Genomic DNA, 13,177 nt, shown 5'->3' with positions numbered 1-13,177 from the left:
GTGGTGCAGGTGGGAGCCGAGCGTATCACCGCCGACACGTTCGTCGTCGCGGTCGGGGCCGTTCGGTCTGTCCGGGGCCGGGGCCGGGGCCGGTCGCGCCGTCGCCGGGCGGGTGCGGTGGACGCGGTTGCCGGAAGGGGCGGGTGGATTCGGTGCTCCGGGTGGCTGCACGGGGCTCGCCGGGCGCTGCCCGATGTGGCAGGCTGTCTGATATGTCTAGACCAATTTTCGAAGTCATCGCGCTGACGCCCCAGGACGCCCAGGCCGCCGAGTCGGGCGGCGCCGACCGGCTCGAACTGGTCACGGACATGGCCGCCGACGGGCTGACCCCCTCGGTCGAGGACTTCGCCAAGATCCGCGACGCCGTGGAGCTGCCGCTGCGCGTCATGCTGCGCCTGCGCGACGGCTTCGCGCCCGGAGACCTGGACGAGCTGCGCGCCCGCGCCGCCGCCCTCCGGGCCGAGGGCGCCGACGAGTTCGTCTTCGGCTTCCTCGACGCCGACGGCGGCGTCGACCTCGCCGCCACCGAGGCCGTCGCCGACGCGGTGGCCGGCTGCCGGTGGACCTTCCACCGGGCGGTCGACCACAGCGCCGACCGGGCCGCCGTGCGCGCGGCCGTCGGCGCGCTGCCCGGACTCGACACCTTCCTCACCTCCGGCGCGGCCGGCGGCGTGGACGCGGGCCGGGACGTCCTGCTGGCCGAGCTGGCCCGCGCCGGCGAGCCCGGCTACACCCAGCGGATCCTGATCGGCGGCGGCCTGCGCGCCGAGCACCTGGCCGGGCTGCTGGCGGCCGGCTTCGACGCCTTCCACGTCGGCGGCGCGGTGCGGGTCGACGGGTGGCAGTCGCCGGTGGACGCCGCCAAGGTGGCCGAGTGGCGGGCGCTGATCGGCGGCTGAACCACGTCGGAGCCCGGGGCCGGCCCTCCACGGGCCGGCCCCTCCGTCGTGGCGCCACCGTCCGCCGTCGCGCGGTCCGTCGGTGCCCGGTACCCGGCGCCCCGTGCCCCGTGCCCCGTCCTCCGGCGTCGCGTCCGTCAGCGCAGCTGCTCGGGCAGCGGCTCCGAGTGCAGGACCTCCAGGCCGGAGACCGCACGGGTCAGCGACACGTACAGCCGCCGCAGGCCCGTCCGCTCGTCCGGCTCGCCGGCGATCACCGCGGCCGGCTCGTCGAGCACCACGTAGTCGTACTCCAGACCCTTGGCCAGCGAGGCCGGGACGAGCGTCAGCCGGGCCTCCGCGCTGGTCTCGGTGCCCGGGGCGAGGTGCGGCAGGCCGGCCGCCGCCAGGGCCTGCGCGAGCAGCGGGACGTGCGCGTCCGCCGCGATCAGGCCGGTCGACCCCTCGTTGAGCAGCGCCCGGCGGCAGGCCTCGACCACCGCCTCCACCCGCTCCGCGCCGTCGACGTGACGGACGATCAGCGACCCCGGGGCGTCGCGGACCGAGCCGGCCGGGGCCAGTCCGGGCGCGATCGCCGGCAGCAGCCGGGACGCGTAGGAGATGACCTCCTCCGGCACCCGGAAGCCCTTGGTCAGCTCCTCGATGTGGGCGCCCGGCTTGCCGAGGTGGTGCAGGGCCTCCGGCCAGCTCGCCGTCGCCCAGGGGGTGGTGCCCTGGGCGAGGTCGCCGAGCACGGTCGCCGAGCCGGTGGAGCAGCGGCGGCCGACCGCGCGGTACTGCATCGGCGAGAGGTCCTGCGCCTCGTCGAGGACCACGTGGCCGAGCGAGGGCGTGCGCTGCACCAGGTCGGTCGCCTCGTCGACGAGGACGGCGTCGGCGGCCGTCCAGCGGGCGGTCCTCACCGAGCGGCCCGGCTTCGGCCACAGCACGGCGGCCTGCTCCTCGTCGGTCAGCAGGCCGTCCGCGCACGCGGCGAGGAACTCCGGCTCGGAGAGCAGGCGCAGCACCAGCTTGGCCGGCTCCACCAGCGGCCAGCACTCCTTGACCACCGCCTTCACCGCCGCGTTGCGGGCCACCGCGTCCTGCACCCGGTCGTCCGGGGCCTCGCCGCCCTGCTCCATCTTCAGCAGCACGGCGTGCGAGATCCGCTGCGGCAGGGCATCCCGGGCGGCGCCGTACCGGATGTCGCGGCTCTTCAACTCCTCGATGATCTCGATCAGTTCGTACGCCGGGACGCGCCAGCGGCGGGAGCCGCGGACCACCACGCAGGGCTCGGTGGGCAGGGTGATGCCGGCCCGGACCGCCCGGCGCAGCACCTCGGCCATCCGGGCGTCGCCCTTCAGCCGGGCCGCCTCGGCGGAGTCCTCGCCCCGTACCTCGACGTGTCCGACCAGCTGCTGCACGGTCGCCTGGGCGACGTCCACCTCGCCGAGCGCGGGCAGCACCTGCTCGATGTAGGAGAGGAAGGCGTTGTTCGGACCGATCACCAGCGTGCCGGTCCGCGCGAGCCGCTCGCGGTGCGCGTACAGCAGGTACGCCACCCGGTGCAGGCCGACGGCGGTCTTCCCGGTGCCGGGCGCGCCCTGGACGCAGAGGGTGCCGGAGACGTCGGCGCGGACGATCTCGTCCTGCTCCGGCTGGATGGTGGCCACGATGTCGCGCATCGGGCCGACGCGGGGCTTCTCGATCTCGGCGGCCAGCAGCGCGGAGGAGGTGTCGTGCTCCGCCGGGTCGGTGAGGTGCTCGTCCTCGTACGCGGTCAGTTCGCCGCCGGTGTAGCCGAACCGGCGGCGCCGCTCGACGTCCAGCGGGTCGGTCCGGCTGGCCCGGTAGAACGGCTGGGAGACCGGCGCGCGCCAGTCGATCACCATGGGGTCGCCGCCGGCGTCGTGCACGTGCCGGCGGCCGATGTAGAAGCTCTCGCCGCCGGAGCCCTCGGACAGCTCCTCGCTGATCGCGTGGAGGTAGTCGAGGCGGCCGAAGAAGAGCGGGGTGTGCGAGAGGTCGGCCAGGGAGGCGATCCGGGCCTCGATCTGGTTCCGGAGCACGACGGCGGTGACCCAGGTGCCGGTCACGTCGCTGATGTCCAGCGACTCGACGTCCTCGCGCATCGCGCGCAGCGCGGCGCGGGAGGACGCCAGGTGGTCGCGTTCGCGCTGCAGGGGGTCGGTGGTGGGGGTGGCGGGCACAGCGAACCTTTCCGGCTGCCCCGCGGGCGGGCGCAGCGGATCGTAGGAGCTCACGGTGTGTACGGCCGACCGGTTGCCGAACGGACGGCGCCTCCCCCGGCTGCCTGCGCGACTACAGCAGGTACCACGGTTCGGGAGGGGGCAGACGGACGATCCTAGTCCGGTCCGCCTCCGGGTTCCAGCTCCTGGATCCCTCGGGGCCTCCGTACTCCCGGAGGACGACCTCCGTCCTGCCGGATGCGGCCTTTGGGGTGATGTGCCCGGCGTGTCCGGAACCTACCGTTGAACCATGAGCACCGTACATATCACGGCGCCCCGAGTGCCGTCCCAGCAGTCCGCCCCCGCCGGCGCCACCGCGACCGGCACCCCCGGCCGCCGCCGCAGCCCCCTGACCACCGCCGTCCGCAACGTCGGCATCGCCCTCGACACCGCCACGCGCGTGGTCCTCCTCGGGCGCGACGGCGTCAAGTACTGAGCAGAGTGCAATCAGAAGCCTGAATTCGCGGAACTTTGCAGATTTCGGCAGTTTGATTTGGGTAGTCTCCCCATCGAATGGATGAGGAGGGCCAACGATGCTGATGCGGTTCCGGGTGGCCAACCACGCGTCGCTCCTGGAGGAGCAGGAGCTGAGCCTGGTCGCCACCGACGAGCATGACGACATCGCGGTGACCGAGGCGTCTTCGGCGGGTGTCCGCGTGCTCCCGGCGCTCGCCATTCTCGGGGCCAACGCGTCAGGCAAGTCCAACGCGCTGCGGGCGCTCGTCTACATGCGTCGTGCGGTCCTCGAATCGCACGCCCGGTGGCTGCCGGACGGTGGCACGTCGCGTGTCCCGTTCCTGCTCACCGCAGGGGGCCGGGCGGCGCCGTCCGCGTTCGCCGTGGACATCGTGCTCGACGGCGTCCACTTCGAGTACGGCTTCGAGCTGGACGACCGGCAGGTGCGCGAGGAGTGGCTCAGGAGCTTTCCGGAGGGGCGACCACGCCGTCTCTTCGAGCGTTCGGTGGCCGACGACGGGACGTCGAGCTACGCGTACGGGCCGAGCTTCCGGGGGCGAAGGCGGCTGATCGAGGACGTCGTGCGGCCGAACAGCCTCTACCTGTCGGCGGGGGCGGGAAACAACCATGACATTCTGCGGCGAATCCACCGCTGGTTTCACCGCGGGCTCAAGGTTGCGCTCGACGCGAACTTCGGCGCGAGGATCCAGGAGACGCGCAGGTTGTGGGACAAATCGGAGGAATATCGCGACAGGCTCAGGGGCCTGCTCCAGTTCGCGGACCTTGGTATCACCGATCTTTCGATCACCGAGGAGGAGTGGGACGACGAACGTGTGCGTCAGGTGAGGTCGGCCATGCGGGTCCTGGTTCCCGAGATTCCGGAGGACGAGGCGTTCGACGTGAAGCCGGCCCCCCAGATCGGCTTCGTCCACGCGGCGGAGGGCGGGCCCGTGACTCTCGATCTCCACGACGAGTCGAACGGCACGCGTACCTGGGCCGGACTGCTCGGACCGGTGGTCGGCGCGCTGCAGGACGGATCACTCCTCGTCGTCGACGAGTTGGACGCACGGCTGCATCCGCATCTCGCTGCCCGCCTGGTGGCACTCTTCCAGAACCGGGAGTGGAACACAGGCGGTGCCCAACTCCTCTTCAACACGCATGACGCGACACTGCTCGCCCCGCACAGCGAGGCGAACCTGCACCGGGACCAGGTCTACCTGGCGACCAAGGACGCCCGTACGGGGGCCACGGAGCTGACCGCACTGGTCGACTTCAGGGTCAGGGACGGTGTCGAGAATCTTGAGAAGCGCTACCTCGCAGGCCGTTACGGTGCGCTACCTTTCTTCGACGAAGAGCTTCTGGTGGGGATCGGGGCGAAGCGTGGGGTCGATGAGGCGGGGCAAGCCGCTCGGGACGAAGAAGCAGAACGCGAACACGCGTGAGCAGGAGCGCCGTTTCCTGGTCTACTGCGAGGGGGAGGTCACGGAGAAGATCTACCTCCGCGGCCTCGTCAAGGACCTTCGGAGCAAGCCGATCTCGTTGAAGATCGGCAACACGCACGGTGAGCCGTGGTCGCTCGTCAACTCCGCGATAGCCCACGCTGCCCGTGCGGACGAGTCGTTCGACGAGGTGTGGTGCGTGCTGGACGTCGAAGCCCCGCAGCAGGCACCGTCCCTCGACCGGGCCCTGAGACTCGCTCGCGAGAAGGGCGTGAAGTGCGCGCTCTCCTCGCCGTGTTTCGAGCTCTGGCTCCTGCTCCACTTCGACCGGGGCCGGGCGTACCTGCAGAGCCACCAGGCAGCCAGGGAACTGGCGAAGGTCCTCAAGGGGTACGACCCCAAGAGGAAGGAGTTCGCCTTCGACGACGTCAGGGGCCTGACCGTCAAGGCCCGCGCCGCGGCACTCGATCTGCACGCCCGGCACGAGCAGCCGGACGGGCAGATCGAGTGCTGGTGCGTCAGCAATCCGTGCACCTCGGTGGGTGGTCTGCTGGACGCCCTGGACTACCGGCCGTGACCGGTCACAGCACGTCGTCCGCGTCGATGATGCGGTAGGCGTAGCCCTGCTCGGCCAGGAACCGCTGGCGGTGGGCCGCGAAGTCCTGGTCGACGGTGTCGCGGGCGACCACGGAGTAGAAGTGGGCCGAGTGGCCGTCGGCCTTCGGTCGCAGGACGCGGCCGAGGCGCTGGGCCTCCTCCTGGCGGGAGCCGAACGTGCCGGACACCTGGATGGCGACGGTCGCCTCGGGCAGGTCGATGGAGAAGTTGGCGACCTTGGAGACGACCAGGACGCTGATCTCCTTGTTGCGGAACGCGTCGAACAGCTTCTCGCGCTGGGCGTTGCTGGTCTCGCCCTTGATCACGGGGGCGTCCAGGGTCTCGCCGAGCTCGTCGAGCTGGTCGATGTACTGCCCGATGATCAGCGTCTGGTCCTTCTCGTGCTTCTTGACCAGCGCCTCCACCACGCGGCGCTTGGTCGCGGTGGTCGCGCAGAAGCGGTAGCGCTCCTCGGGTTCGGCGGTGGCGTAGGCGAGCCGCTCGGAGTCGGTCAGGGTGACCCGGACCTCGCAGCAGTCGGCCGGCGCGATGTAGCCCTGCGCCTCGATCTCCTTCCACGGTGCGTCGAAGCGCTTGGGCCCGATGAGCGAGAAGACGTCGCCCTCGCGGCCGTCCTCGCGGACCAGGGTGGCGGTCAGGCCGAGCCTGCGGCGGGCCTGGAGGTCGGCGGTGAACTTGAAGACCGGCGCCGGCAGCAGGTGGACCTCGTCGTAGACGACCAGGCCCCAGTTGCGGGCGTCGAAGAGTTCGAGGTGGGCGTAGACGCCCTTCCGCTTGGTGGTCATCACCTGGTAGGTGGCGATGGTGACCGGGCGGATCTCCTTCCTGGTGCCGCTGTACTCGCCGATCTCGTCCTCGGTGAGCGAGGTCCGCTTGACCAGTTCGTGCTTCCACTGGCGGGCCGAGACGGTGTTGGTGACCAGGATCAGCGTGGTCGACTTGGCGTACGCCATCGCCGCGGCGCCGACCAGGGTCTTCCCGGCGCCGCAGGGCAGCACGACCACGCCCGATCCGCCGTGCCAGAAGCCCTCGACGGCCTGGGCCTGGTAGGGGCGCAGCTGCCAGCCGTTCTCGTCCAGCTCGATGGGGTGGGCCTCCCCGTCGACGTAGCCGGCGTGGTCCTCGGCGGGCCAGCCGAGCTTGAGCAGCATCTGCTTGATCTGGCCGCGCTCGGAGGGGTGGACGACGACGGTGTCGGGGTCGACCCGGGCACCGACCAGCGGGGCGATCTTCTTGGAACGCAGCACCTCCTCCAGCACCGGGCGGTCGGTGCTGGTGAGCACCAGGCCGTGGGTGGGGTGCTTGCTGAGCCGGAGCCGCCCGTACCGGGCCATGGTGTCGGCCACGTCGACCAGCAGCGCGTGCGGCACCGGGTAGCGGGAGTACTTGACCAGGGCGTCGACCACCTGTTCGGCGTCGTGGCCGGCGGCACGCGCGTTCCACAGCCCGAGCGGGGTGATGCGGTAGGTGTGCACGTGCTCGGGCGCACGCTCCAGCTCGGCGAACGGCGCGACGGCGCGCCGGCAGTCGGCGGCCTTCGGGTGGTCGATCTCCAGGAGAAGAGTTTTGTCGCTCTGGACGATGAGTGGTCCGTCGTTCACGCGGGGAAGCCCTCCACTGGCTGACAGGTCTGCAGGGACGCAGACCCTCCAGTGTCGCTCATCCGGCCGCGTGGTCGGGAGGCTACTTCCATTCGTGGTACTTGCCGGTGGACTTCCCGTCCGGGGCGACCTCGTACTCGAAGAGCCCCACGATGCCGTTGAGGCGCTCGAACTGCGGTGACGCGGTGGAGAAGAAGAGCGATCCGCGCCAGCTGGTGCCGCCGCCCTCGGTGAAGTGGCCGATGCCGATGCCGTGCCAGCTGATCGTCTGGCCGTCGGAGGTCATGTCGACCCCCTGGCCCTCGCCGCGGAGCGTGCCGTCGGCGCGCAGCTCGGACTCGTAGGTGCCGAACCCCTTGACCGGAGTGCCGTAGTAGTCGCCGCTGCCCTCGAACGAGACCTCGACGACGACGTGTCCTTCCTCGGCGGCGAGGACGCGTCGACCGATGTCCTGGCCCTTCGTTTCGCCGATCGGATCGCCGAGCATGATGGCTCCTTCCGTCGTCCCCCTCCTCCGGACTACGCCGCCGGACGGTGCGCGTCAAATGCGGCTCAGCGGGGCGGGGGAGGAGCGGGAGCGGGGCCGGGGGTGACCCGGGCCGGGGCGGCTCGTTGATTCGGGTATGAACACGTCGAAGCGCGTCCTCACCGCTCTCGCCCTGGCCGGTACGGCCTTCGCCGCCACCGCCTCCTCGGCCACCTCCGCGCACGCCCTGGCGGGCATCGGCGAGGGGCCCGGCGGTCCGCTCGCGGCGCCCGCGTTCCTGCTCGCGGACCTGGCCGGTGCCAACTCCGTGATGCCGATCGGGCAGGGTGACCTCGCCGCCATGGCGGACAAGGCGATGAAGGAGAAGCAGGGAGAGCAGGCGGCGCAGCAGCAGGCGCACTGACCGCGCACCGTCCTTCCGCCGGCCGTTCCTCGGCCCGGTCCGAGCCGGGTGCATGTGGTCCGGGCCGGGTGCGGTCCGGACCGGCACCGGCTCGCCGCCGGGCCGGTGGCTACTCGTCGAGTTCGGCCACGCCGGTGATCCGGTGCAGCGCGAAGGTGCGCAGCTCGCCGTCGTGGTGGTCGAAGGCGGTGACGAAGCCGCCTTCGACCTTGACCGGGTCGATGATCCGCTGGCTGGCGAGGCCCTCGGCGTTGAGGTAGCCGATCCACATCCGTTCGCCGAGCAGGACCGCCGTCTGGAGCGAGGCGAGCGTCTCGGCCGCGGCCGTGCGCGGGAGTTGGCGGCCGTCGGTGGCGGCCGGTTCGCGGCGGGCGGCGGTCGCGGCGCGGTCGCCGGCCCGGATCGCCTTGATCGCTGCGGCGAGCAGCGTGTCGTCCGGTGCGGGCGGGCCGTCCGGGACGGGCACGGGAGCCGTCCGGGGCGGGGTGCGGTGGCTGTCGGGGCGGGTGATCAGCACGTCGCCCTCGGCGGACTCGGCGGCCGGCGCGTAGCCCATGGTGCGCAGCGCGGCGAGGAGGGCGTCGGGCGGCGCCTGCGAGGCCAGCACGGTGGGGGCGAGCAGCCGCAGGCGCAGGTCGACGGAGCGGCGGTCGGCGAGCACCTCGTTGAGCAGCGCGGGGTCGTCGCAGCGCAGGTACGAGGAGGCGGCGCCGACCCGCAGGATGCCGTGCCGGCGGGCGACGTCGTCGATCAGGTAGCCGAGCGGCTGCGGGACGGGCGTCCGGGAGTGCTGCTCCAGGAAGGCCCGCAGGTCGGCGGCGCTGCGACCGGCGTCGAGCGCGCGGCGGACCGACGTGGGGGTGAAGCGGTAGACGGTGGCGCCGCCCTTGGACTCGATGTCGGCGCAGAGCGCGAGCGCGTGGGCGAGCGGGGTGAGCAGCGGCCCGGGGGCGACCGCGGTGAGGTCGGGCTGGAGGATGACGTGGTCCAGCGGCCGGGGCAGCAGCGGGGCCAGCACCCCGGCGGGGTCGGCCTCGGCGGTGAGCAGCGCACGGGCGGGGGCGGCGAGGGCGCCACGGCCGGTGATGCCGAGGAGTTCGGCCTCGGCGAGGGTCCAGGTGGCGAGGTCGTCGCGCAGGTCGCGGCCGTCGGGGGCGGTCGGTCCGCCGCGCAGCGGGCGCTGCCACCGCAGGGTGGGCAGCAGCTCGTCGGCGGTGGCCGGGGTGCCGGGCGGCAGTTCGGCGAGCAGGGCGAGGGCGGCGCGGCGGACGGACGGGGCGAGGGTGCGGTCCAGCTCCGGTCCGAGGGCGGCGCGCGGCTTGCCCTTGCTGTCGGCGGTGCCGGCGAGGGCGGGGACGCGGGTGGCGGTGAGCCAGGCCCGGGCGAGGACGGTCCAGCGTGCGGCGGTGCCGAGGTGGAGCCAGTCGTCGTAGGCGGGGGTGGGTGCCCAGCGCTCGTCGGCCTCGCCGTCCGGGGCCAGCAGCCCGGCGGTGTGGGCGAGTTCGATCCAGAAGGAGGCGAGCTGCTCGGTGGTCTCCAGGGTCTGCGCGGTGCGCTTGAGGTCGCGGACGCCGAGGCCGCCGGCCCGCAGGGTCGGCGGCGGGGTGAGGCCCCAGTGGTCGAGCAGTTCCTCGACGGTCCGGACGGCGGTGTGGGCCTGTCCGGCGGCGGCGTTGTCCACAGCCTGTGGATCGCGCGGTGGAGCGGCGGGTGACGGTTCGGGCTGGAGCGGTTCGACGGTGCGGTGCGAGCGCCCGCCGCGCAGGTGGAGGGCGAGTTCGCGCGGCAGGACGACGCTGCCCGGGCTGGTGGGCAGCAGCAGGCCGCGGGCGAGCAGCCACTCCACCGGGCTCTGCGCGTCCGCGGCGGTGACGGGGCGGGTGGCGTCCGGGACGGTGCCGGTGGGCGGGCCCCAGACCAGTCGTTCCAGCAGCCGCAGTGCCGGTTCGGGGGCGGTGGCGAGCAGGTCGTCGCAGCGGGTGCGGTCGGTGAGCAGCGCGGTGAATCCGGCGACGGCGGAGACCGGGTCGGCCGTCGCGGGCTGTCCGGCGGAGGCGAGCAGCTGCTGGAGCCGGGCCGGGGACATGCCGGTGCTCGCCTCGGCGAAGGTCGGACCGAGGCCGGTGCGCCCCGGGTTGGCGGCGGTCGGCGCGAGCGCCTCACGGGCGGCGATGACCAGGCGCAGGCCGTTGTCCGGGCCCCAGAGCAGGGCGCGGTCGCGCAGGGTGGCGAGCGCGCGGGGCAGCTCGGCGGCGACGGCCGAGCGGTCGCCGGCGGTCAGCGGGGTGGCGCCGGGGTGCGGCTTCACCTTCGCCGGTCCGGCGAGCAGGGTGCGGACGGCGGTCGGGGTGGCGCCGTCCGGGAGGGCGGCGAGGGCCTCGGCGACTTGCAGGGTGAACCGGTCCAGCCGCTCCAGGGCGCGCAGGGCGGAGGCGCGGGAGGAGAGCCGGGCGGCGAGCTGGGTGAGGTCGCCGGGCACGGGGTTGAGCAGGTCGGGGCGGGACCGGAGCAGGGTGGCGAGGTCGTCGTCGGGCCGGGTACGGAGTTCCTCCGCGAGGGTGCGGGGGCCGGCGGCGGACTTGGCCTGGCGTTGGGAGCCCTGCTGTGTGGTCATTCGACCTAGGTTAGTCGCGCCGGGGCGGGGTGGGGGATGGGCGGAGAGCGGGTGGTGGGGGCCGGTTCCGGTGCCGTTCGGGTGCGGACGCGGGTGGTTCGGTGTCGTGCCGCGCGGTCCGGCGCGGTTCGGCGCGGTTCGGCGCGGTTCGACGCGGGAGGACGTGCGGTCCGGCTCGCGTGGTGGGACGGCGGGTGGGTACCGTCACGGGCAACGGGGACGGGGACGGGGACGGGTTCCGGTACGGGTTCGGGCAAGGCGGGGTGTGGTGGGGATGTCGGACGGCGAGTGGTGGCGCAAGCAGGGGCCCTGGAGCGAGCCGCCGGGCTCGGAGGGTACGGCGGGCCCGGCCGGAGGTGGGGACGGCGACAGCGTGTACGCCCAGGAGGCGGCGCCCGACGCGCCTCCGCGCCCCTCGACGCCGCCACGCCCCGCCGCCCCGCCTTCCGCGCCGCCTTCCGCGCCGTCCGCGGCTTCCGGTCCGCCCACCCCGCCCACCCCGCCCGCCGCGCGGCCGTCGGTCCCGGCCCCGTCCCCGTCCTCCTTCGGTGGGGACTCGCCGTGGGTGGCGAAGCAGGTGGAGGGGGCGCCCGGCGACCCCGACGCGCTCCCCGCCCCGTACCGGGCGATGAGCACGGGCGACTGGGACTACGTGTCGATCGACTTCGGGGAGGGGCCGGCGGGTCCGGCGGCGCCCGACAAGCCGATCCCCGAACAGCGGACCGCGCAGGGCGACGCCGCGGCGGACGCCTCGGACGCCGCCCCCGCGGGCGGGGGGACCGGGCCGCCGGTTGACCCCGGACCCGGGAAGGCCGGGGCGGAGAAGGGCAGGGGGAAGGCCGGCAAGGCGCGGAAGGGCAAGGCGAAGGGCCGCGAGCCCGCGCCCGCCGCCGGGGACCCGGCGCCGCCGCCGAAGGCCGGTGCGACGGCCGGCCGCCGTCCCGCACCGCTGCTGCTGCTCGCCGCCGCCGTCCTGGTGGGTGGCGCCGTCACCGGTCAGCTGATCGCCATGCTGGTGGGCTGGGCGCTCGGCTACCTGTCCCGCCAGCTGGGCGACTTCGCCCGCAAGCTGGCCGTCTTCGGCATCCCGCTGATGACGGTCAGCGGCAGCTCCCTCTGGTTCTGGGGCCGGGCCCAGGGGCGTTGGGGCACCGGTCTGGAACCGGGCCAGCAGGCCACCGACGCCGTGTGGAGCGCCGCCCCAGGCGTGCTGCGGCTGGCGGCGGTGCTGTCGGCCGTCTTCCTGCTGGCCATGTCCGTCCGGCGCCGCCGCACGGCCGCACCCGGCCAGTAGGGCCCTCCCGGCCGTGGCAACCGGCCGTGTGCGCCTGGTGAGGGCCGGGCGGCCGACCGCTCCGGCTCGCCGCTCCCTCGGACGCCCGGCCTCAGGCGCCCGGCCTCGGACGCCCGGCCTCAGGCCCCCAGGAAGTGCTGCAGCTCGGTCAGGACGTAGTTGGCGCCGGTGTAGCCGATGCCCTGGAACCAGAGCTGGTCGTCGACCGGGAACGCGCGGTGGGCCCGGACCGCGCCGAGCGCCTGCCAGGCCGGGCTCGCCAGCGCGGCCGTCGTCCCGGCCCGGTCCGGGTCGCCGTAGGTCGCGTACAGCAGCAGGTCGCCGTCGGCCTTGGCGAGTTGGTCCGCCGGGATCTCCATGTCGCCCTGTTCGACGTTCTGCGCGTCCGGCCGCCCCACCTGGGCGTCGGTCAGGACCGACCCGGGGAAGCTCTGCTTCCCGTACAGCCGGATGCCCCCGCCCTCGACGAAGCGGACCAGGCTGACCTTCCGGCCGCCCGTTCTGGCGTTCCCCAGTGCCGTCACCACCTGGTTGACGTGCCGCTGGTAGGAGGCCGCGAACGCCGCGGCCGCGTCCTGCCGGCTCAGCGCCTGGGCGTGGGTCTGGACGTTGGCCTTCCAGGGCGCGCCGGTGGTCTGGGTGAGGACGGTCGGGGCGATCGCCCGCAGTGCTTCGTACCGGCCGCCGTCCCGGCTCTGGTTGGAGAGGATGAGGTCCGGCCGCAGCGCTCGGATCGCGGCGAGGTCAGGGTCGCCGGTGGCACCGACGGTGGCGATCGGGGCGAGCCGGGACGCGGGCCAGTAGTCGGGGAAGGACGGGTCCGCCGCGGGCCGGGCCGAGCCGACCGGGGTGATGCCGAGGGTGAGCGCGGAGTCCAGCTCGGCGGTGTCCAGGGTGACGACCCGCAGCGGTGCGCCCGGCACGGTCACCGGCCCCGTGGCGGTGGTCACGACGACGTCCGGCACCGGCGCGGGAGTGGCCGACTCGGCGATGGCGGTGCCGTCGACGGGTGGCGGCGAGGGGTGCCGCGTGGTGCAGCCGCAGAGGGCGGCGCCACCGAGCCCGCCGAGTGCGGTGAGCAGGGCGCGGCGGGTGATCGGAGGCATCGGCGGTCCTCGGACGGATCGGGGCGGGGCGG

11 protein-coding genes are annotated in these 13,177 nt (G+C 73.8%); 6 read left to right on the top strand and 5 right to left on the bottom strand.

Translation table 11 applies throughout. The features are described from left to right. The first annotated feature begins 212 nt into the window (after positions 1–212). On the top strand, positions 213–899 hold the full coding sequence (locus ACFWOG_RS20935) for a copper homeostasis protein CutC (protein WP_329948969.1): 687 nt from the start codon (positions 213–215) through the stop codon (positions 897–899). Between the two features lie 137 nt (positions 900–1,036). Here ACFWOG_RS20935 and ACFWOG_RS20930 read toward each other — a convergent pair whose 3' ends face one another. Next, positions 1,037–3,088: an AAA family ATPase gene (locus tag ACFWOG_RS20930; RefSeq protein WP_329948968.1), complete on the bottom strand. Its 2,052-nt coding sequence runs from the start codon at positions 3,086–3,088 to the stop codon at positions 1,037–1,039. A gap of 289 nt (positions 3,089–3,377) precedes the next feature. Between ACFWOG_RS20930 and ACFWOG_RS20925 the strand changes: the two genes are divergently transcribed. From ACFWOG_RS20925 to ACFWOG_RS20915, 3 genes are all read left to right on the top strand, one after another. Then, entirely contained in the window at positions 3,378–3,563 is a 186-nt protein-coding gene (locus ACFWOG_RS20925) for a hypothetical protein (protein WP_329948967.1), read from the top strand. A 97-nt stretch (positions 3,564–3,660) separates the two neighbouring features. After that, positions 3,661–5,025 (top strand): ATP-binding protein, encoded by a 1,365-nt coding sequence (locus ACFWOG_RS20920; protein WP_329948966.1) that lies wholly within the window; start codon positions 3,661–3,663, stop codon positions 5,023–5,025. Then, complete coding sequence (locus ACFWOG_RS20915) at positions 4,973–5,599, top strand: RloB family protein (protein ID WP_329948965.1); 627 nt, start codon at positions 4,973–4,975, stop codon at positions 5,597–5,599. Before ACFWOG_RS20920 ends, ACFWOG_RS20915 begins: the two co-directional genes overlap by 53 nt. 4 nt (positions 5,600–5,603) lie before the next feature. Here the strand turns inward: ACFWOG_RS20915 and ACFWOG_RS20910 are convergent, their stop codons facing one another. Then, positions 5,604–7,241: a DNA repair helicase XPB gene (locus tag ACFWOG_RS20910; protein WP_329877109.1), complete on the bottom strand. Its 1,638-nt coding sequence runs from the start codon at positions 7,239–7,241 to the stop codon at positions 5,604–5,606. Between the two features lie 82 nt (positions 7,242–7,323). Continuing rightward, positions 7,324–7,728 carry a hypothetical protein gene (locus tag ACFWOG_RS20905; protein ID WP_329948964.1) on the bottom strand — a complete coding sequence of 135 codons (405 nt, stop codon included), beginning with the start codon at positions 7,726–7,728 and terminating at the stop codon, positions 7,324–7,326. A 136-nt stretch (positions 7,729–7,864) separates the two neighbouring features. On the opposite strand from ACFWOG_RS20905, the gene ACFWOG_RS20900 reads away from it, so the two are divergent. Beyond that, on the top strand, positions 7,865–8,131 hold the full coding sequence (locus ACFWOG_RS20900; protein WP_329877105.1) for a hypothetical protein: 267 nt from the start codon (positions 7,865–7,867) through the stop codon (positions 8,129–8,131). 109 nt (positions 8,132–8,240) lie between these two features. Here ACFWOG_RS20900 and ACFWOG_RS20895 read toward each other — a convergent pair whose 3' ends face one another. Then, positions 8,241–10,745 carry a helicase C-terminal domain-containing protein gene (locus tag ACFWOG_RS20895; protein WP_329948963.1) on the bottom strand — a complete coding sequence of 835 codons (2,505 nt, stop codon included), beginning with the start codon at positions 10,743–10,745 and terminating at the stop codon, positions 8,241–8,243. A gap of 565 nt (positions 10,746–11,310) precedes the next feature. Between ACFWOG_RS20895 and ACFWOG_RS20890 the strand changes: the two genes are divergently transcribed. After that, the gene (locus tag ACFWOG_RS20890; RefSeq protein WP_380360163.1) at positions 11,311–12,039 is read left to right on the top strand and encodes a hypothetical protein; all 729 of its coding nucleotides are present in this window, start codon (positions 11,311–11,313) and stop codon (positions 12,037–12,039) included. 119 nt (positions 12,040–12,158) lie between these two features. Here the strand turns inward: ACFWOG_RS20890 and ACFWOG_RS20885 are convergent, their stop codons facing one another. Further along, positions 12,159–13,145 carry an iron-siderophore ABC transporter substrate-binding protein gene (locus ACFWOG_RS20885; RefSeq protein WP_329948961.1) on the bottom strand — a complete coding sequence of 329 codons (987 nt, stop codon included), beginning with the start codon at positions 13,143–13,145 and terminating at the stop codon, positions 12,159–12,161. Positions 13,146–13,177 lie beyond the last annotated feature (32 nt).

Source organism: Kitasatospora sp. NPDC058406, assembly GCF_042722765.1.
Taxonomy (GTDB): Bacteria; Actinomycetota; Actinomycetes; order Streptomycetales; family Streptomycetaceae; genus Kitasatospora.
Note: the sequence above shows the minus strand (reverse complement) of the source record. Positions and strands in the feature narration are given on the sequence as shown.